Source organism: Nocardia sp. NPDC060249 (assembly GCF_042728755.1).
In the GTDB taxonomy this organism is placed as follows: Bacteria; Actinomycetota; Actinomycetes; order Mycobacteriales; family Mycobacteriaceae; genus Nocardia.
Genome location: NZ_JBHXAQ010000008.1, coordinates 108,646 through 127,666 on the forward strand (window position 1 = coordinate 108,646; position 19,021 = coordinate 127,666).

The 19,021-nt window shown below is 65.7% G+C and carries 19 protein-coding genes and 1 pseudogene; 11 read left to right on the top strand and 9 right to left on the bottom strand.

Going from position 1 to position 19,021, the window contains the following annotated elements:
- Window position 1: 1 nt before the first annotated feature.
- From ACFWFP_RS25750 to ACFWFP_RS25765, 4 genes are all read right to left on the bottom strand, one after another.
- Window positions 2-994, bottom strand: coding sequence for an ATP-binding cassette domain-containing protein (locus ACFWFP_RS25750; protein ID WP_379299107.1), 993 nt, complete (start codon window positions 992-994; stop codon window positions 2-4).
- Between the two features lie 2 nt (window positions 995-996).
- On the bottom strand, window positions 997-1,830 hold the full coding sequence (locus tag ACFWFP_RS25755; RefSeq protein ID WP_266298325.1) for an ABC-2 family transporter protein: 834 nt from the start codon (window positions 1,828-1,830) through the stop codon (window positions 997-999).
- A complete protein-coding gene (locus ACFWFP_RS25760; protein WP_379299109.1) occupies window positions 1,823-2,686 on the bottom strand; it encodes an ABC transporter permease in 864 nt (287 codons plus the stop codon). The genes ACFWFP_RS25755 and ACFWFP_RS25760 overlap by 8 nt, the downstream gene beginning before the upstream one ends.
- Window positions 2,687-2,961: 275 nt before the next feature.
- Window positions 2,962-3,495, bottom strand: coding sequence for an OmpA family protein (locus tag ACFWFP_RS25765; RefSeq protein ID WP_379299110.1), 534 nt, complete (start codon window positions 3,493-3,495; stop codon window positions 2,962-2,964).
- Window positions 3,496-3,834: 339 nt separating this feature from the next.
- Between ACFWFP_RS25765 and ACFWFP_RS25770 the strand changes: the two genes are divergently transcribed.
- The gene (locus ACFWFP_RS25770; protein ID WP_379299112.1) at window positions 3,835-4,401 is read left to right on the top strand and encodes a nucleoside deaminase; all 567 of its coding nucleotides are present in this window, start codon (window positions 3,835-3,837) and stop codon (window positions 4,399-4,401) included.
- 1 nt (window position 4,402) lies between these two features.
- A complete protein-coding gene (locus tag ACFWFP_RS25775) occupies window positions 4,403-5,374 on the top strand; it encodes an antibiotic biosynthesis monooxygenase (RefSeq protein ID WP_379299114.1) in 972 nt (323 codons plus the stop codon).
- A 58-nt stretch (window positions 5,375-5,432) separates the two neighbouring features.
- Here the strand turns inward: ACFWFP_RS25775 and ACFWFP_RS25780 are convergent, their stop codons facing one another.
- Window positions 5,433-5,750, bottom strand: a complete 318-nt coding sequence (locus tag ACFWFP_RS25780; protein ID WP_379299116.1) for a RidA family protein — start codon at window positions 5,748-5,750, stop codon at window positions 5,433-5,435.
- On the opposite strand from ACFWFP_RS25780, the gene ACFWFP_RS25785 reads away from it, so the two are divergent.
- Window positions 5,682-8,747, top strand: a complete 3,066-nt coding sequence (locus ACFWFP_RS25785) for an AAA family ATPase (RefSeq protein ID WP_379299118.1) — start codon at window positions 5,682-5,684, stop codon at window positions 8,745-8,747. The genes ACFWFP_RS25780 and ACFWFP_RS25785 overlap by 69 nt on opposite strands.
- A 13-nt stretch (window positions 8,748-8,760) precedes the next feature.
- On the opposite strand, the gene ACFWFP_RS25790 is transcribed toward ACFWFP_RS25785, so the two are convergent.
- A complete protein-coding gene (locus ACFWFP_RS25790; protein ID WP_379299120.1) occupies window positions 8,761-9,378 on the bottom strand; it encodes a TetR/AcrR family transcriptional regulator in 618 nt (205 codons plus the stop codon).
- 112 nt (window positions 9,379-9,490) lie between these two features.
- Here ACFWFP_RS25790 and ACFWFP_RS25795 point away from each other — a divergent pair, with 112 nt between their 5' ends.
- The 4 genes and pseudogenes from ACFWFP_RS25795 (at window position 9,491) to ACFWFP_RS25810 (ending at window position 13,596) form a co-directional block, all read left to right on the top strand.
- Entirely contained in the window at window positions 9,491-10,204 is a 714-nt protein-coding gene (locus ACFWFP_RS25795; protein ID WP_379299122.1) for a hypothetical protein, read from the top strand.
- A 38-nt stretch (window positions 10,205-10,242) separates the two neighbouring features.
- Entirely contained in the window at window positions 10,243-11,781 is a 1,539-nt protein-coding gene (locus ACFWFP_RS25800) for an alpha/beta hydrolase (protein WP_379299124.1), read from the top strand.
- Between the two features lie 166 nt (window positions 11,782-11,947).
- Complete coding sequence (locus ACFWFP_RS25805) at window positions 11,948-12,688, top strand: MerR family transcriptional regulator (RefSeq protein ID WP_379299265.1); 741 nt, start codon at window positions 11,948-11,950, stop codon at window positions 12,686-12,688.
- Between the two features lie 210 nt (window positions 12,689-12,898).
- Window positions 12,899-13,596 (top strand): annotated as a pseudogene (locus tag ACFWFP_RS25810) (SDR family NAD(P)-dependent oxidoreductase).
- Window positions 13,597-14,236: 640 nt separating this feature from the next.
- Here the strand turns inward: ACFWFP_RS25810 and ACFWFP_RS25815 are convergent.
- The 3 genes from ACFWFP_RS25815 to ACFWFP_RS25825 are packed head-to-tail and all read right to left on the bottom strand — an operon-like array spanning window position 14,237 to window position 15,964.
- The gene (locus ACFWFP_RS25815; RefSeq protein ID WP_379299126.1) at window positions 14,237-15,082 is read right to left on the bottom strand and encodes a helix-turn-helix domain-containing protein; all 846 of its coding nucleotides are present in this window, start codon (window positions 15,080-15,082) and stop codon (window positions 14,237-14,239) included.
- The gene (locus tag ACFWFP_RS25820; protein WP_379299128.1) at window positions 15,079-15,609 is read right to left on the bottom strand and encodes a DUF6879 family protein; all 531 of its coding nucleotides are present in this window, start codon (window positions 15,607-15,609) and stop codon (window positions 15,079-15,081) included. Before ACFWFP_RS25820 ends, ACFWFP_RS25815 begins: the two co-directional genes overlap by 4 nt.
- On the bottom strand, window positions 15,593-15,964 hold the full coding sequence (locus ACFWFP_RS25825; protein ID WP_379299130.1) for a hypothetical protein: 372 nt from the start codon (window positions 15,962-15,964) through the stop codon (window positions 15,593-15,595). Before ACFWFP_RS25825 ends, ACFWFP_RS25820 begins: the two co-directional genes overlap by 17 nt.
- A 217-nt stretch (window positions 15,965-16,181) precedes the next feature.
- On the opposite strand from ACFWFP_RS25825, the gene ACFWFP_RS25830 reads away from it, so the two are divergent.
- The 4 genes from ACFWFP_RS25830 (at window position 16,182) to ACFWFP_RS25845 (ending at window position 19,021) form a co-directional block, all read left to right on the top strand.
- Window positions 16,182-16,403, top strand: a complete 222-nt coding sequence (locus ACFWFP_RS25830; protein ID WP_379299132.1) for a hypothetical protein — start codon at window positions 16,182-16,184, stop codon at window positions 16,401-16,403.
- A gap of 382 nt (window positions 16,404-16,785) precedes the next feature.
- Complete coding sequence (locus ACFWFP_RS25835; RefSeq protein WP_379299134.1) at window positions 16,786-17,061, top strand: hypothetical protein; 276 nt, start codon at window positions 16,786-16,788, stop codon at window positions 17,059-17,061.
- Between the two features lie 863 nt (window positions 17,062-17,924).
- Entirely contained in the window at window positions 17,925-18,386 is a 462-nt protein-coding gene (locus tag ACFWFP_RS25840) for a hypothetical protein (RefSeq protein ID WP_379299136.1), read from the top strand.
- Window positions 18,359-19,021, top strand: coding sequence for a DUF6308 family protein (locus tag ACFWFP_RS25845; RefSeq protein WP_379299138.1), 663 nt, complete (start codon window positions 18,359-18,361; stop codon window positions 19,019-19,021). Before ACFWFP_RS25840 ends, ACFWFP_RS25845 begins: the two co-directional genes overlap by 28 nt.

Here is a 19,021-nt window from a genome sequence, read left to right on the forward strand (position 1 = left end):
TTCAGCGGGTCGACTCGTAGATCCGGCGGACTACGTCCTCGATATCGGGTTCCTCGATCGACAGATCGCGCACCTGCGCCCGGTCCGACACCGCCGCCAGTAACGCCGCCGCGGTGGTCTTCTCGGCGTCGAAGGCCAGGCGCTGGCGCATGCCGCCCGCCTCGCTGGACAGTAACTGGGCCCCGGACGGCAGATCATCGAGATCCGGTGTGGGCGCGGCCAGGTCCACCACCAGTACCCGGCGCGCGCCGACGGTGGCGCCGAGCCCGGCCAGCGAACCGTCGTACACCAGCCTGCCGTAATCGACGACGAGCACCCGATCACAGAGTCGTTCGATATCGCCCATGTCGTGGGTGGTGAGCAGCAGCGTGGTGCCGCGCTCGATCCGTTCGGCGCGCAGGAACTCACGTAATCGCTGCTTGGACAGCACATCGAGGCCGATCGTCGGCTCGTCCAGAATCACCAGCTCGGGCGAATGCAACAGTGCGGCCGCAACTTCCGCGCGCATGCGCTGACCGAGCGAGAGCTGGCGGACGGGAGTGTCGAGGGTGTCGGCCATTTCCAGCTGTTCCACCAGTTCGTGGGTCCGCTTGTCGGCGATATCGGGATCGAGACGATGGATCGCGGCCAGGATCGCGAACGACTCGTGCAGCGGCAGATCCCACCACAGTTGCGAACGCTGCCCGAACACGACGCCGATGCGCGAGGCGAGTTCCTTACGCTGACGCACCGGCTCGAGGCCGCAGGTGCGCACGGTTCCGGTGGTCGGCACCAGGATGCCGGTGAGCATCTTGATGGTCGTCGACTTGCCCGCGCCGTTGGCGCCGATATAGCCGACCGCCGAGCCGCGTTCGATCCGGAAACTCATCCGGTCGACGGCGGTGATGGTGTCGCGATGTCGGCGCCAGCGGCTGCCGTTCTTGCGGTAGACGGTGAATTGCCGGGTGAGGTCATCGATGTCGATGATCGGATCCTGGTTCTCGTGCTCGTCCATCGTTATCCCCCTCCTCCCTGATAGTGCCTCGTACCGATCCGCCACGCAGCCGATGCGAGCAGCCACACCCACGCCGCGGCGAGTGGCGTCAGCCACGCCGACCACGCGGGCAACAGTGGCGGCCCCGGCAAACCGAGCAGGGCGATCGTCGGCACGTATGCCGTGAACGCGACGGGAATCGCGAACCCGAACAACAGTTTCAGTGGTGTCGGGAACACCGAGGCCGGCTGCATCGCGGCGAACGAACCGCCGTAGGTGAAGCTGTTGGTGAGCTCGGCACCGTCGATCAAGAAGAACTGTAGTCCGGCTGCGCACACGAAAAGGCCACAGAACAGCGCGATTCCACTGATCAGGGTGATCACGATCAAGGTAACCGGGGCGATGCCCCAGTCGATATCGTTGCGCCACAGCCCGATCCCGAGCACGATCACCGCGACAGCGGCCCGCGCGAGCCTGCGTAACGAGATGTCGCTGGTCACCAGCTGCAACAGCAACGGCTGTGGGCGAAGGTGATACGCGTCCAGCGTGCCCATCCGGATCATCGACGGCAGCGAATCCAGATGCCCGACCGCGACCTGGGCCAGCGCGAACGAGGTGTTGGACAGCCCGAACAGCAGCAGCGCCGCGTCCACATCGAGGCCGCCGAGTGTTTTGACATTGTGGAAGATGACCCACACCTCGGCGAACTCCACCAGCCCGATCAGGAAGGCGCTGAACACCTCGGTGGCGAACGAAAGGCGGTACACCTGCTGTGCTTTCACACGCGAACGCAATACTGCGAGATAGGGAGTGAACCAGGTCCCGGCAACAACGCGCGCGGAATCCGGTTCAGCCACCCTGTACCTCCAGCCTGCGTTGTCCCGCCCGCAGCAACACCCTGCCGAGCAGTCCGATCACCAACACCCAGAAGCCTTGTATCGCAACGATGATCAAGGCGTCCGACCCGGCGGCCCGCCCTGACAGCGTATCGATCGGGGCCTGCAGGATGGAGGGAAACGGTGTAGACATGGCGACGACACGCAACCAGTCGGGAAACATGTGCACCGGGACGAAAAGCCCAGCCAGAAACGTTCCGACGATCTGATACAGCACCCGGATGCCACGGATCTCGACCACCCAGAACCCGATCAGCGCCACCGCGAACAGGCAGAGAAACGACAGGGCCACCGCGAGCAGCACACTGATCAGGCCGAGCAGATAGGCCACCGGCGTACTCGGCATCGACAAGCCGAAGGTGGCGGCGCCGATGACGATGCTCGGCACTCCGCGCGGCAGGATCGTGCACGCGGCGCGGCCCATATCGGTGGCCAGGTAGCCGAGTTGCACGTCGATCGGACGCAGGAAATCGATCGCCACGTCACCGGTCTTGATCCGGTCGACCAGGTCGATCTGCGGCCCCATGAACTGGGTGGCGCCCAGCAGCGCCTGCGACAACCACACGTAGGCCCCGATGGTGCCTTCGTCGTACCCGCCGAAATCACCGGCGGCCCGCACCGCCGCGACCATCACCGCCGCACGCACGAACCCGAACACGCAATTGGTGAACAGCCCGGCGAACATCGCCAGCTTGTATTGCGCCTGCCGCTTGAATCCCGCCCGCGCCAGCGTCCAATACACCCGGAAAGCCCCAGGCTTGCGACGTCGCCGCACCGCGAAGGCAAGCCCACCATCCCCCGCCACAGTGCCCCGCACAATCAGTCAACTCTAGGCCGATCGCCACTGAACAGGACGAAAACGGCACGGATCGCCGATGCCCGCCGCGCACAGGGCTATCGGCACATGCTCAGTCCTTGGGGAAGCCCGTCGCGAACAAGATCGCGATGGCGACCGAGCTGACCACGGAGATGGCAAGGATGATCCACATGAGGCGAAAGATTACCCGGCCCGGGTACCCCGCCCGGCATCGCACCGCCGTGACCGGCATCAGCGCAGGTCACGGCGGTGTCTGACAGACCTTCGGCAAGCCGCTATTCGTCGACCACCGTGATCGCGGCCTCGTTGGCGTCGACCTCCGGATCGGAGGGATTCGCGTCGGACTTCACCGTGATGCGCGACTTGTCGACGCCGTCGCCCTCGAGGGCGGCCGCGATGTTGTCGCCGCGCGCCTCGGCCAGGGCTTTGGCCGAGGCGATATTCGAATCCTCGGCGTAGGTCGTGATCTGGATCTGGGTGTCGTTGCCCTGCAGGGGCACCGCTACCGCTTTGAGGGTTGCGGTGGCGGCCGCGCTGAGATCGGAACTTCCCGCGGCGAAGGTGACCGGCGCGGCGGCCAGGACCGTGTTGATCGCGTCCTGCACCGCCTGATCCGCGGTGTCGCGCACCGTGCTCAGCATCGAGGACGCCGTCGCGGCGACGCTGCTGCGCATGGCGTCGGTCTCGGTGGTCTGGGTGGTCGAGGTGGCTGCCGGTGCGGACGAGTCGTCATCGGAGCCGCACGCCGCGGTCATCAGCAGAACCACCGCGATCGAGGCGATCCCACAGACGCTGTTTCTGAGTTTCAACGGATTCTCCTTGTTTGTGAATGCCGGACAGTGGGTCGTGCGGAAGAGCTGCGGTTCGGCCGGTTCGCTGGATCGCAGAACAGTGCCGCGATGGCGAGAGTCACACAGCGGCGGCGTGTGCGGCTCACCCGAAAAGGGTGAGCCGGGCCGAACCCGGCGAGCTCGACCCGGTCGCTGTCGGCCGCGATCTGGTCCAAGGACACGGAGTGGTTTCCAAAGTCAGACGAATGCGTCGCCATTGCGCACGCTGTTCCCCGGGGATCGGGCCGGAGGTAGATTCGGTATGCGGCAGAGGCTCGATGAAGTACGTCCGAACCACAATTCGAGGTGCAATGTCCTATGACACCGGATGAACTCATGGAAGAGGCATGCAGGCTGGCGAAAGAGTCTGTCGACAACGATTGGGGTGGACCGTTCGGTGCCGTCATCGCGAAGGACGGGGTGATCGTCGCGCGCGGTCAGAATCGGGTGCTGCTCACCGGTGATGCCACCGCCCACGCCGAAATAGAAACCATCCGCAAGGCGACCCAGGTGCTCAACGGTGAGTCCCCGAGTATTTCGAAAGAGCATCAGAACGAGTCGACGCTCGAATTGGTCCCGCGACCCGAAGGATCTCCCGACAAGGTTCCGGAACGCGCGAAAATGTTGATGGGGATGGAGATATTCATCAGCGGCGCACCCTGTCCCATGTGTATGAGCGCGATCTATTGGGCACGTCTCGACGCCGTGCATTTCGCGAGCGACCTGGCCGACACCAGCGAAATCGGCTTCGATGACGCGTATCAATACGAGGACTTCACCAGACCCCTGCCCGAGCGGTCCGTGAAGATCGAACAGTTCCGCCGGGATCTGGGCGCCGAAGCGTACAAGACCTGGGCCGAAAAGGCCGATAAGCACCCGTACTGACATGTCGGCTTCGAAAGCCCTGCCGCCGAGGGCCGCCGCGGCGACGGTGGTCATCACGCAACAGCCCCGAGTCGGCCGCGAGGACGAGTATCGGCGGTGGCAGGCGGAGGTGAACGACGCTGCCGCGGCATTCCCGGGCTTCCTCGGCGCCGATGTGACGCCTCCGGGTGACGCTCAGTCGGACTGGTCGGTCGTGTATCGGTTCGACGACATCGTCCACCTGAAGCGCTGGCTCGTCAGCGATACACGGGACCAACTCCTCGCGCGCGGAACCGGGCTCTTCGAGCAGCCGTCGACGCAGCATGTGCTGGTCGACGAGCCGGACGAAGAGGTAGTGACCGTCGTCGTCTCACACCCGGTGGCGCCCGAACGCGAGGCGGAGTTCATCGCCTGGCAGGACCGCGTGACCGAGGTAGAGCGGACATTTCGAGGCTTCCGCGGATCCGGGCTGCACCGGCCGATTCCCGGCGTCCAGAGCGACTGGACGATCATCTATTCCTTCGCCTCGGCCGAGCATCTCAACCATTGGCTCGAATCACCCCAGCGCAAAGCGCTGCTCGAGGAAGCGCCGGACTTCCGGGAGTTCGAGGTGCACCGGATCGCCAACCCCTACGGGTCGTGGTTTCCGCCGAGCCGGACCGGCGAGGAGGGTGGTCCCGCGTCGTGGAAGACGGCCCTGTCGGTCCTGGTCGGCCTGTATCCGACGGTCGTGATCCTCACCGTGGCCATCGCCGAGGTCTGGCCCGGCGCGCAGCTGTGGATCAGCCTGCTGGTCGGGAACATCCTGTCGGTCAGCCTGCTGACCTGGGTGGTGATGCCGGTCGTCACCCGCGCGCTGGGCTTCTGGATGCGCTCGGACCCCCGCCCCGATCCCCGCACCGACATGGTCGGCCTCGCCTGTTCGGTAGGTTTCCTGACCCTCGCCGCGATCTTCTTCTACTTGGTGACAAGGGTGTTCTGGACGCTCCCGTGACACCGTCCCCGCTGATGCGAGAAGTGTCTGTCGGCAGGCTGGCGGCCATTCTCATAGATCAGTCCAGGACGGCAGTGGCTTCGATCTCCACCAGGAGGTCGGGCCTCCACAGGGTCTGCACGCCGATGACGGTGACAGGAGGCAGAGGGGCGCTGAAACCATCGGATTCCTGGGCGCGCGAGGTGCCTTCCCACAGTGCGTCGGCCATGTCGGTGGTCCAGCCGGCGACATAGAAGGTCAATCGCGCGATGTCGGTGACATCGCCCCCCGCGCCCCGCACCGCTGTCGCGACGTTGCGGAGGGCGTCATGGACCTGGGCCGCGAGGTCGGTCGCGGTCGTTTCACCGAGAGGCGTCACAGCCAGCTGTCCGGCCACCAGCAGCAGGCGGGAGCCGGTGGTCGTGGCGACGGGTGCATAGTCTTTCTGCTGGAGCAGGCCGTCGGGGTGGCTGAGGTGCGCGGTCATCGTGGATCTCCTTCGTCTTTCGGTCTCGAGTCCTGTCGGCGAGCCAACACCGTGTGGTCACCACACAGTCAAGAAGTCCAACGTCCGCGCATACCCGTGCAGGTTCGACCGGGGGTGGACGCTGTGTACCCTGCGGTGCAGAACATATTTGCGGATCGGACGCATATGGAGCTGACGACGCTGTTGGGCCGTCGCGCGGAACGCGAGGCGGTCGACAAGCTGCTCGAGGCCGCGCGCGTGGGTAACAGCGGGACGATCATCGTGCGCGGGCAAGCCGGGATCGGCAAGACGGCACTGTTGGACTATGCCCGGGAAGTCGGCAGCCCGGTCTTCCGCGTGGTGGGGTGCGTCGGCGCGGAGTCCGAGGCGCTCTTCGCTTTTGCCGCCCTGCATCAACTGTGCGCGCCGCTGCTCGACGAAGCGAGACGGCTCCCTGAGGCTCAGCGCGTCGCTGTCGAAATAGCTTTCGGAAGCCGTAGTGGGCCTGCGCCCGACATGTTCCTGGTCGGCCTGGCGACATTGAGCCTCCTGACCGACGCTGCCGAAGCTGCGCCTGTGCTGTGTCTCATCGACGATGCGCAGTGGCTCGACCAGGGATCTGCGCAGGTCCTCGCGTTCGTGAGCCGGCGGATCGCACACGAGCGGGTGGCGATGATGTTCGCCTCACGCGATCTCGAGACCGGCCCCCACCCCGTGATCGCCGATGGGGTGGAGTTGCGCCTGGAAGGGCTGCGCGATGCTGACTCGCGCTCGCTGCTCATGCGGGGAGCGCACGCTCCCGTAGACGAGAAAGTGCGCGATCGGATCCTCGCGGAAGCGAGAGGTAACCCGCTGGCGCTCCTGGAGTTCCCGCGCCGCGCTCGCCTGACCGAGCTCGCAGGAGGTTTCGAATCGCCCGGCGCGCTCAGCGTCCCTCGTCGGATCGAGCACAGCTTCCGGCGTCGCTCGGCAGGGCTGTCCGAAGACGCCCAGCTCTTGCTGCTGCTCGCCGCGGCGGACGCGACAGGAGACGCGGCTCTGCTGTGGCGTGCAGCCGAGGAGTTGGGCATCGCGCAGGCGGCCGTCGAGCCCGCGCAGGAGACCGGACTGATAGAAGTCGATACCAGAGTGCGGTTCCGTCACCCCTTGGTGCGCTCCGCTGTGTACCGGTCCGCTACGCCGGAGACTCGTCGCCGCGCTCACCGCGCCCTCGCCGCGGCGACTGATCCCCACACCGATCCAGATCGCCGAGCCTGGCACCACGCATCCGGGGTCGTGGGGGCAAGTGAGGACGCAGCGGCCGAACTCGAGCGATCAGCCGAACGGACACGCGCCCGCGGTGGTATCGCAGCGGCGGGGGTATTCCTTCAGCGCGCCACGGAACTCACCCCGGAACCCACCGTACGTTCACGGCGAGCGCTGGCGGCCGCGCATGCCAAACACGACGCGGGAGCATCGGCGGCCGCCGAGGAACTGCTCGCGGTCGCCGAACTGGGCCCGCTCGATGAGCTCCAGCGTGCCCGGGTCGATCTACTTCGAGCGCGAATCGCCTTTCATCTGACCCAGAGCAACGACGTTTCGGCGATGTTGCTCGACGCCGCCAGGAAGCTGACGGTTCTCGATCCGGCGCTGGCGCGCGAAACCTACCTTCACGCCATCGACGCAACCCTTGTGGTCGATGCCTCCAGCGTGGCCGAGGTTGCCGACGTGGCGCGATCGGCGCCGCCACCTCCGGGTGAACCGAGCCCGCCGGATCTGCTTCTCGACGCGTTGGTGGCGACCTTCGCGATCGGGTACGCAGCGGGCGCCCCTCATGTTCGACGCGCGCTGGAAGCGTTCCGCGACCACGGCTTCGACGGGGAGGCCACCGGCGAGATGGGGAGCCGACGATGGTTGTGGCTGGCGACTCGAACCGCGGCGGCGTTTTTCGACGAAGACATCGGCATCATGCTCGCCGACAGGAACGTACGACTCGCACGCGAGGCAGGCGCGCTGACGACACTTCCACTGTCCCTTGTCGCGTTGTCCTCGGCACTGGTTCTGACGGGCGAGCTCTCCCGCGCCGCGGAGGTCGCTGCCGAGGAAACCACGATCACGCTGGCGACAGGTGCCGTACCGCTGCTGTACGGGCAGCTCTACGTCGCTGCGTGGGGCGGCGACGAACTCGAAACGCGAAGGTTGTTCAAGGCCAGTGTCGCGAACGCAGGTGACAGGCTCTCCGAAGCGGCGACCGCGCACTACGCCCTCGCGGTGCTTTTCAACGGTCTGGGCCAGTATGTGGCGGCGCGCGAGGCTGCCGCGCGGTCGAACGAGACGGGCGAGCTCGTGAACAGTAGTCTCACCCTTCCCGAGCTGGTCGAGGCGGCGGTTCGCGCGAACGACCCGGATGGGGCGAGAGCGGCGGCGGACGAGCTCTCCGCGCGAGCTGCCGCCAGCGGCAGTGCATGGGCGCTGGGGCTAGCCGCCCGTTCGCGAGCCCTTGTCGCCACCGGTCCGACCGCTGAGACCTACTACCGGGACGCGATCGGCCACCTGCAGAACAGCAGAATGAAAGGCCATCTCGCGCGTACTCATCTCGTCTACGGCGAGTGGTTGCGCCGAGAAGGACTTCGGCAGTCGGCTCGGGAACAGCTTCGCATCGCACATGAGATGCTGACCGACATGCGCGCGGACGCGTTCGCCGCGCGCGCTGCCCGGGAATTGCGCGCCACCGGACAGCACCCGCGCAGTCGCGGCGCGGAACCCACCACCGATCTCACCGCTCATGAGCAGTTGGTAGCTCGCCTCGTCGCGAAGGGGTCCACCTCCAGGGAAGTGGCTACCCAGCTGTTCCTGAGTCCTCGCACCATCGATGCCCACCTGCGCAACATCTACCGCAAGCTCGGCATCAGCTCCCGCAAACAGCTCCGCGACCTGTTGAATCCCTGAGAGGGCGAGCGGTTCATCGATCCGCCTCGTGTTCGGAAGGCGGAAAGGCGTCGCGCAGACGGAGCACAGTCGCCGTCACGACGGCACGGATGTCCGTTTCGCGCAACGGGGCGGAGAACAGCGCCGAGCTGAACGAGAAGCCCTCGACCAGGGCGAACAGCAGGAGCGCCTCGCGGTGCAGCGCTTCCTCGTCGATCGCGCGGTCGGCCAGCGCATCACGCATCAGTGAGCGGATCACCTCCGCGCCCGCGAGGGAGGTCGCGGCGACGTCGGCCGCGAGCTCGGTATCGGTGCGCGCCATGACGCGGTATTCGACCATGGCGATGTTCTCCTTGCGCTCCTGCTCGCTGGTGGGTGCGGCGAAGGTGATGACGTCCGCGATCCGTGTTATCGGGTCGTCGGACATCGTCGCGGCGCGGCCCACGGCGCGCTGCATGAGGACGCCCAAGGTGAAGCGCATGACCTCGCGGACGGTGTCGCCGAAGTAGTACCGGATGCTCCCGATGGCCAAGCCGGTGCGTGCGGCGATCCGGGCGAGGGTCACCGCACGCAGCCCGTGCTCGGCGATCTCGTCGATCACGGCGTCGGCGACCTGCTCCCGGCGGACATCCGGGTCAACTCTCTTGGGCACGAACCTCACCTTAGCACTTCTAGCATGTTCATGCTATTTTATTTGGCATGGTCATGCTAGAAAGGTTCCGTTGTGGTGCTTCCTCCAGTCCCGACCCCGGACAGGATCAGGCGTGAGCGACTGGCGCGAACCCTGGGACGGCGAGCGGCAGGGCTCTCGATACGACGGCTGGAGCGACGGCCGCGATGTATTCGAGGGTCTCGACGGCGACCCGGGAGCATGGTCGACGCCAGCTCCGGAGCCGGGAGCGCCGTTGCCGCCGTTCCGCCGCTCCCTCGCGCTGGAACGCACACGATTCGCGGTCGAACTTCCCGATGGGTCGACAGCGACGGTCGATGTCGATCACCTGTCGGGGCGCGCGTCGCTCTATCGCGACGACCGGCACGTGCAGACCTCCGATATGCCGGTCCGGTTCCCGCTCGGCTCGGAAACCATCGTGGTCGCCGCGAGCAGATTCGGCATGCGGCGGATCCACCTGATCAGTGCTGATGGCAGCGAGCGACGTCTGGATCCAGCGCCGGGGACACCCGAGCACTGGCGCGCCCAGCTCTCCCTGCGACACCCCGGGGCCGGGCGCGCGCTGGCCGCCGGCGCCGTCATCGTGCTGACGGTCGACCTGATCCTCCTCGCACCGCAGCTGCTCGAGCTGGTCACCCATCTGCGGTTCTGGGCTGATCGCTTCAGCCCGTTCGTCTCGCCCGTCGACTTGCCGGGTTGGGCGAACACGGCTCTCACCGTCAGCGCGGGCCTCGCGGGAATCGAACGAACGCTCACCTTCCGCCATCACCGGCTCCTGGATGCCGACACCGACGGGATCGGCAGCTGATGTCCCAGATCCAGCCCCGGACACGACAAAGGAAACGCATGCGATCACGTCTTCGACTCTCGAATCGGTCCCGGCGCCTCACGACCGGGCTCGCCACAGCCGCCACCCTCCTCCTCACCGGCTGTACGCCCGCTGCTCCCGCACCGGGCTCCGGCGCTGACGAGGACTTCGGCGCCTACCTCGTGCAAGAGCTCGACTGGGGCAGGTGCGCGGGCACCGCGACGAGCGCGGCGGACGCCGAGCTGTTCGCGAACCCCGCACTCGAATGCGCTTCGGTGCAGGTGCCGCTCGATTACGACGAGCCAGAGGGCGAGCGGGCACAGGTCGCGCTCCTGCGCTTGCCCGCCACGGGCGAGGCCGAGGGCTCGTTACTGGTCGACCCAGGAGGCCCGGGAGGCTCCGGCACCAGCCTCGTCGCCTCGACCGCACTGTTGTGGCAGGCGAGCCCCGTCGGCGAGCGCTTCGACATCGTCGGCTTCGACCCTCGCGGGACCGGATCGTCGACCCCTGCCCTCGACTGCTACACCGACGAGGAATACGACGCCGGCGACGGCCCGCGATTCGGCGCCGTGTACGACATCACGAGCGCCGAGCAGGCAGTCGAACTCGCGCAGCGCTGCGCCGACGGCTCCGGCGGCGTCGCGAACCTGGTGAACGCCGGGTCGACGAACGTTGTGCGCGATATGGACATCATGCGAGCGGTGCTCGGTGACGACCGGCTGACCTACCTCGGCTACAGCTACGGCTCCGAGCTCGGCGCCATGTACGCCACGACCTACCCCGAGAAGGTCCGCGCGATCGTTCTCGACGGAGCTGTCGCGCCCGACCTGACGGCGAGCCAATTCCGATTGTCCCAATTCCAAGGCCTGCAGGCCCGGTTCGACGACCTCGCCGTGCTCTGCGCCGAATCGCCCGACTGTGTACTCGGCACTGAACCCGCGGCTGCCAACGATCGCCTGCACGAGATCGTGCGGCCGCTCAACGAGACGCCGGCGCCGACGGTCGGCGGCCGAACCGTCAGCGTCTGGGACGTCTACCTCGGAATCAGCGGCGGCCTGTACGCGGAGGCGAGATGGCCCGAAGTCATCTCCGCCCTGATCGCGCTCGAGGCCGGGCGCGCCGACGAAGTGCTCGCCCTGCGCGCCGGCTTCCCGGACCTCGACACCAGCATCGCCGTGCGTTGCATGGACTGGCCCCGATTGGCGCCCGCGGAACACACAGCGCTCGCACGCGAGATCGGGGATGCCGCGCCGATGTTCGATCTCGACGTCTTCACAGCCGGGAACTACCACAGCGAGTGTGAGGCGTGGCCCGCACCGCCCACGCGTGAGGAGCCCTGGCTCGCCGATGCCGAAGCCCTCCCCACGACACTCGTCGTGTCGACCACCGGTGACCCCGCCACGCCGCACACGGGCGGTATCGCGATGGCGCAAGCCCTCGGGGCAAGCCTGCTCACCGTCGACGGCAAGCAACACGGCGCCTACCTGCTCGGCGGTAGCGAGTGCGTCGACGACGTGGTGGACGCGTATCTCCTCGACCTCGAAACTCCGCCCGCCGGCACACGCTGCAGCCTGTGATGCGCCCCCGGCACACGGGCAAGCGGGGAGATCTAGGCAATTGTCACCGACGCGAATCGAGTACTGCCTCTGCGACGGTAGTGATCGGCACGGGCGAAGACTGGATGGCACCGAAACCGCACTTGTCACCGCATGTATCCGCCGCAATCCGCATGAGGAGGCCAACGTGGCATGGAGTACGCGAGAGCTGGCCGAACTCACCGGGACGACCGTGAACACCATTCGGCACTATCACCGCGTGGGCCTGCTGGAAGAACCCGACCGCCGCTACAACGGGTACAAGCAATATCGCGTCAGGCACCTGATCTCACTGGCGCGCACACGCCGCCTCGTAGAGCTCGGAATACCGCTCGCGCGGATCACGGACATAGACGTCACTTGTCCCGACGCATCGCGCGAGCTCGATGCCGAACTTCGAGCGGCAATCGAACATCTGATGCGGGTGCGTGACGACGTGGCTGCCGTCGCCCGAGAACACGCTCCGCTGGACACGCCGCGCGGCTTCGAAGCGGTCGCTCGCGGGCTCTCAGCGCCCGACCGCGCATTCCTCCAGGTCTATGCGCGGCTCGCCGCACGAGATGTGCTTCCCGACCTGTTGCCGATGATCTCGGCAGAGTCAGCCCCGCTGCGTCTGGCGTTCGGTGTCTTACCTGGGAACGCGAACGAGGTTGCGCGGCAGCGAATCGCGGACAGGATCGCGGCGTCGGACGCGAACTGGCGAGCTGTCGACGGCTCGGAGGCCGTCGGCCACGCGCTCGCCGAGGCCCGGCGCGAGCTGTACAACCCAGCGCAGCAAGAGGTGATCGCACGAGCGACATCACTGCGTGCACGACAACTCTCCCGCTGCCAGTTCGAGATCGATGAGGTAGGTCGCGGCGACCTCGTCGACGCCCGAGCTCGAGCCTGAAAAGGGCGTGCCCTTCTCCCCAGACCGTCAGAAGAGTGCTGGGAAACGCCGGTGATCGAGACCACCGACGTGACCGGAAGCCCTTCGAGGTTCTGCGCGGACGGGGCGCTCGACTCGCATGTCCAACAATCGGTACACGATTCGGAAAGATGGGTTGCAGACCAGATGGGGTATTTCGAAAACAAGACGGCCGTCGTCACAGGCGGCAGCATGGGCATCGGACTTGCGACGGCGAAGCAGCTCGCCTCCGAGGGTGCGCACGTCTTCATCACCGGGCGACGCAAGGACGAACTCGAGAAAGCCGCCGCGGAGATCGGCGGCGTGACGGCCGTGGTCGGCGACGTCAGCGTCTCAGCCGACGTGGATCGCCTGTACGCGGAGGTGAGTCAGCGCGGGCAGGGTTTGGACATCCTGTTCGCGAATGCGGGGATCAACCACCTCGCCTCTCTCGAGGACCTCACCGAGGAAGACCACGACAGAATCTTCGACATCAACGTGAAGGGAACCTTCCTGACCGTGAAGAAGTCCCTGCCGTTTCTCAACGAGGGGGCCGCGGTCATCCTCGCGGCCTCCACTTCGGCGGGGGGAGCGGGACGCCATCCTTCGGTGCGTACGGGGCGTCGAAAGCCGCTGTGCGAGCGTACGCTCGCACCTGGGCCAACGAACTGAGTGGTCGAGGCATCCGGGTGAACGTCGTTTCGCCCGGGCCAGTGAACACCCCGCTGTGGGACGATGTCTTCGGTGAGCGCGCCGAGGAGATGAAATCGGCCATCGCGTCGGGATTGCCCGCTGCGCGGGTCGGCGAACCGGAGGACATCGCGGCCGCCGTCACGTTCTTGGCCTCGCCGCTGAGCAGCTTCGTCTACGGCGCGAACTTCTACATCGACGGTGGAATGAATCAGGTCTGATGCCACTCCGATCAACCACTGCGAATTCGGTTCTGTACTGATGGATCGCCCAGTCCGACTCTGACTGAGCCCATGAATGGCTGGCGACAAACGTCGATCCCCTCGATCCGATGGTTTCGGAGCCGGACGCACCGTCATGCCGGAGCTCGGCTGGCGCTGCGGGTGGAGACCGAGAACAGGCGATTGACGGAGCGGATCGTTTGCGGCGAAAGCTGAACGAGGTCACGGTTCCCACAGGGATCGAACCTGCGACGCCAAAACTAACCCTCCACCTGCGGGAAACGCAGGTGGAGGGTTGCGCCCCCGGCAGAAATCGAACCTGCGACCTAGGGATTCTGAGGTCCAAGCAAATCCCGATCACCCTGAGACCCCGTCGACACCCCGCAATTAGCAACTTGACCTGCTGAATGGGTGCTCACGGGGTCTCATGGTGATTCATGGGTGGTTCGCCATAAACGGTAGATACTTGGCGGATCTCCGAATAAGTGGAGGATGCCCCGTAGCCGCCCGAAATCGGTCGCGGGGGAGTCTGGTGACCGGGTGAGTCTGTTCGCCCGGCACAGGGCGCAGCCGCCTCCGCCCGCCGACACAGAACAGCCCCGGAGTCATACCGATTCCGGGGCTGTCGTCGTCTCGTAGGTCAGCGGGCGCTCAGCCGTGTTTCCATCGCTCGCCGGATCAACGTCCGTGCGCGCTCTCCGGTGACTGCCTGACGGGCGAGGACGTCGAACGCTCGTGCGTAGAGCCGGATCTCTCGTGGCTGGGTGACGTTCAGCTCTGCGGAGATGGTTTCGACCTGGACCAGTCGGTCATCGAACATGACGAACCCGTTGATCGTCGGTGCCCGGTAGACCGCTGCGGCGGGGACGATCGCCAACGACACCCGCGCAAGCTCCATGACGGTCTGGAGCCGGTCGAGTTGGCCCAACATGATCTGGTCGTCACCGGCTGTTGTGTGGAGCACCTGCTCAGCGATGACGAACCAGAACCGATGACGGCCGTGGTAGAGCACCCGTTGCCGTTCGATGCGGGCGGCTACGCCCTGCTCAAGGTCGTTCGGGGTTTCGTAGAAGTCGGTGACGCGGGCGAGTATCCAGCGCGCGTAGTCGGCGGTCTGGAGAAGGCCGGGCACTACCTGCGGCTCGAACCAGCGTGTGACCTCGGTGTCGGCTTCGAGCTTGACGGCCTGTTTCTGCCGTCGCCTCGTGCCGGTGGCTAGGACGCGCCGGTACTCGAGGTAGGCCGCTTCGATGTTGCGGAGCGCTGCGATGAGATCGGGCAGGTGTTCGGTGCTGTTGGTGTGCTCGCACCATGTCCGAACGTCGTCCTCGGACGGCGTCTGTTTGCCGTATTCGACTTTGCTGATCTTGGACTCGTGCCAGCCCGCGAGACCCGCAAGAGCGCGGCCGGTGAGTCGGGCATCGTGGCGAAGGCCCCGGAGCTGGAGCCCCAGGGCCTCGCGTGCCGCGTGGACGGCGCTTGTCACCGCTGGGGTTCTCCGGCGGCGTACTCATCACGGGGAACCGACTTCAGCCAGACCGTGTCTCGGACTTCCCGCAGCATCGCGAGAATCCTGGGGTCGGTGGTCACCGCACCGCCCGCGAAACGGCCGGACGGCTCGAACACGTTGAACGAGGCGACCTCGTCATCGAAGAGCCACCAATCGTCAGTGGTCAGTAGCTCAGGGTTGATGTCGGCGCGGTCGATGTACTGAACCTGTTCACCCGCACGGATGTTTTCCTGGGCGACGTGCAGGCACCACCGCGTGTAGTCGGTGTGCGGTCGGCTGACCACCCGAACCCGGCGCACAGTCGCACCGGACGCGGTCAGGTCGGCCACCTGGTCGAGCCACGGCGTCATCCATCCGTAGTCGTCGGGTTCACCGGCCAACCATCGCGCGTAAGGCCCGTTTTCGAGGTCCACGGCGTAGGTGTCTTGGACCTCTAGGTGGAACGCGTCGCGCGTGGTTCTGCCGAACAGTTCGGCGAACCCGTCGTCACTGAGTTGCTGCATGACCGTAGAACTCTCGCTTTCGTAGCGGTACCTCGATGGCTGTCTCGTCGGCAGCCAGGTCGATCTGCGCGAGCGTGTCCGCCTCGGTGATCGGGCGGCCGGTCACGGTGAACGTGCCTCGGCCGGTGTCGGTGAGCGTTGCGCCCAGGTAGGTGCGTGGCTGTGCGAAACCGGTGAGCAGGTGCGGGATTTCGACTGTGTCGGCGGTGTCGGTCGTCCAGCCCTGCACCAGGAATGTGCTCCGGTCTGTCGCGTACAGCGATGGGCAACCGTTCGTGTTCGATCCACCTGATCCCAGAAAATGAAGCTTCACTTTGGACCCTCCCGTCCAGCGGTGTGCGTGAGTTTGCGTCACGCACGTTCATAGTCGCGTGAAACCCGGTGTGCTGACCAGCATTTGCGCAACTTCGAGCAAACTGAAGCAAAGTCGTAGTGCTGCTGACCTGGAGGTTCGTACGTTGAACACGGCTCCGGTAGCGAGTGACAGATCCGAACGGCCACCCCCTTACGTTCTCCCTCTGTGTTGTGCCTCGCTACCGGATGCCTACCAACTTCGACCTGGAAGGTGCGCCATGAGCAAGGCGATACAAGAGACGTTGGACGCCCTGCGCGAACGTGCCGCGCTCCGTTCGATGACCGTGAAACCAGCGCCGGAAGGTTGGGCGCTCGCGAGTCCGTTCCGGGTGGTCTGCCTCGGCACCTTGGCCAATGTCGCCGATTGGCTCGAGGCCGCTGAAACGCGCGACCATGAACCGCTTTCGCTGAACACCGCAGGCGTGAGGGCAGACGGATGATGACCTGGGTCTTGTGGACAGGCGTGGTCGGCATCCCGGCCGGTGCCTTGATCGCCGCGATTCTCTGGCCTATGCCCGCACCGCCGGAGCATCACACGGTCGACGCGATCCAAGCGCGTATCGAATCCGAGCGTGCGCACCAAAAAGACCGCCGGACTGATGTCCGGCGGCCCTGGTAGATCCCCTGCCGTGCCGCGTCTAGTCTCGCCCAGGCTCGCCTGGACCGGCCGCGAACTTGCCCCCTGACTTTACCCAACAGCCCGCACCTACCGGCCTCCGGGTCACCGAACCGCTAACCATTCCGCGGGACGACATATACGCAGGTCATATCACATTTTGGCGCTGTTTCTGTCTGCGGCAGTCGCGTGGTTACCGTCAATGGATGACTAGATACACCACGGTCCTGGAGGTATGGGGACCGTCGCACGACACGACGAACTTCACCAGTGGTGGAGGTCACGAGGAGATCCCCGGCGCAAGCACCAAGCACGCGGTTGCCGATCCCGGCACTGACGAGGTGCTGAAAACACTGTGCGGCAAACCTGCGGGCCGCATGCGGCGTGGGCTGTCCGAAGATCAGCGCGTCGAGTGGGCCTCGACGGAGCGGATCTCGGGCGTATGCCGGAACTGCCAGAAAGCAGCGGCGGAGCGGTCCTGACACCTCCCCGTACTTCGGCTCACCCGTGGAGAATCCCGTCGACCTCGGCCAGGTTCAGCCCGTACCCGCGCGGGCTAGCGGCTGAGACGACTGCGTTTGTGCCTTCATCGGCAAGTTGATAGGTGCCGTACCCGATCGCGCGGGGGTCGCGGGCCCGGGACTTCTCCAGCCGGAGCCCCTGTCGCTGTGCGGCACGGCGAAGCCGGTTCTCGAACACGTGTGCGATCGGTGGTGCCCGCCGATCCGGACGCACGGCATCACGCTGACGAGTGACCGACCTGCCCCAAGACGATGACCGTTCGGGCAGAAGCGGGGAGCCGGTTCCGTCCAGCGCCCGTTGCGCAGGTAGAGCCGAATCGATTCGCACATATGTTCCCTTGGGTGAGACATCGACTGTCCTCGACGTAGCCAACGTAAATCATTGCGGTGGTGGAGTATTCACGTCCGAGTGTTACCCAGGGCGTCTACAACGCACGCTCGGGTGCTGTTCTGAGTCCCCTCTGGCAGTTTGCGGCAGTTGCGAGTGGTAACGCGGTGGATGATTGCGGGTCGCAAAGGTGGGTGATCCGTTCCGCGGAACGGTTGAGCAACGAAGTAGATCAGGCCGGGCAGTGCGCCCACAGCAGCCTGGTCAGCATGGTCGCGACCGGGGCGAATCCGGCGATCGCGGTGACCAGAGCACCGGCGGCGCACCGACGGGAATGCGTTTGCAAGCCGACTGCGCTGCGGCGGTGCAAACGGAAAAACCGTCAAACAATCGCCAAAATCTATGTAACAGCATGTCATGTCGGTACGACATTCATTGCAGACAGTCAGAACGGCTCATATGTCATCTAGATCCTATTGAGGAAGGCTCATCCGCCATGATGCTTCCACCCGACGCCTCCGATGATCTGGTTACGGTTCAGGTACCCCGTTCACGATTGATGGAGGTCTACGCGTTGCTCGGGGCACCACCGGGTGAGGGCGCGGCCTCGAAACCAGTCAGCAGCGACTCGGACTGGGGCGAAGACTTCTCGTGGATTGTGCGCGACCAGAGACCCAGTTTCGTTCGCGTCGGGGCAATGCTGGACGCACTGGTCCAGATCACACCGGAGTCGCTCGCGCTCGACGCGATCGCCAAACAGACGGGGCTCAGCGTCGCCGAGCTACGCGGCGCACTGACCGGATTCGGCCGCTCCATCACCAGCAAGTACGGAGAATCCGAGGCTCCGTGGACCCGAACCTGGGGTCCCAGCGACACACCCGGCCAGGACGGCCAGTACTACTACGCCCTCGCAGACGACACCGCCCAAGCGTGGCGCACCGCGCGCGAGCAGCCATGACGCTGACGCTACCTTCGACCTTGCAGACCGCCGGCAATGCGGCCGCAATCGCCGCGCTGCGACGTTACTACGGCGACCCGTATCTCGAAGCCGGACGCTGCTACGTCGGTGCCTATTTTGACAGCTGGACCGCCACCAGGGACACGACCGACCGTTCCGATGGATTCACCGCCGACGACCTCATCGCCGTGAGCTTCCTGTCGGTCGAAGTCAAGCCCCTGGCCGCGCGTGAAATCCTCGCCACCCGAGCCGACCACTTCGCCGACCTGCTTGCAAAGATCGGACCGGACCGCGACCTCGCCGACGAACACGACCCACTCACGCAGTCCTGGCCGGCATGGCAACTCGACACCCAGCTCCGCAAGCTTCCCGGCGTCGGCCGCACCATCGCCAGCAAACTGCTCGCCCGCAAACGACCCCGACTCCTCCCGATCTGGGACACCGTCATCGCCGCCGTCCTCGGCACCCAGGGTCAGCACTTGGAACCGATCCGGATCGCGCTGCGCCACAACGACCATGAACTCGACAAGCGCCTCCGCCATATCCGCGACATAGCCGGACTCCCTGAACACATCAGTGTCCTGCGCACCCTGGACGTCATCGCCTGGATGGACGGCAAGGTCCGAGGCTACTAG

What these genes read in the sequence shown, in the direction of transcription:
- ACFWFP_RS25750 (WP_379299107.1), bottom strand. Translation starts at nt 994, where the DNA reads ATGGACGAGCACGAGAACCAGGATCCGATCATCGACATCGATGACCTC.
- ACFWFP_RS25770 (WP_379299112.1), top strand. Translation starts at nt 3,835, where the DNA reads ATGACACCGGATGAACTCATGGAAGAGGCATGCAGGCTGGCGAAAGAG.
- ACFWFP_RS25775 (WP_379299114.1), top strand. Translation starts at nt 4,403, where the DNA reads ATGTCGGCTTCGAAAGCCCTGCCGCCGAGGGCCGCCGCGGCGACGGTG.
- ACFWFP_RS25785 (WP_379299118.1), top strand. Translation starts at nt 5,682, where the DNA reads ATGGACCTGGGCCGCGAGGTCGGTCGCGGTCGTTTCACCGAGAGGCGT.
- ACFWFP_RS25800 (WP_379299124.1), top strand. Translation starts at nt 10,243, where the DNA reads ATGCGATCACGTCTTCGACTCTCGAATCGGTCCCGGCGCCTCACGACC.
- ACFWFP_RS25820 (WP_379299128.1), bottom strand. Translation starts at nt 15,609, where the DNA reads ATGCAGCAACTCAGTGACGACGGGTTCGCCGAACTGTTCGGCAGAACC.
- ACFWFP_RS25830 (WP_379299132.1), top strand. Translation starts at nt 16,182, where the DNA reads ATGAGCAAGGCGATACAAGAGACGTTGGACGCCCTGCGCGAACGTGCC.
- ACFWFP_RS25835 (WP_379299134.1), top strand. Translation starts at nt 16,786, where the DNA reads ATGACTAGATACACCACGGTCCTGGAGGTATGGGGACCGTCGCACGAC.
- ACFWFP_RS25840 (WP_379299136.1), top strand. Translation starts at nt 17,925, where the DNA reads ATGATGCTTCCACCCGACGCCTCCGATGATCTGGTTACGGTTCAGGTA.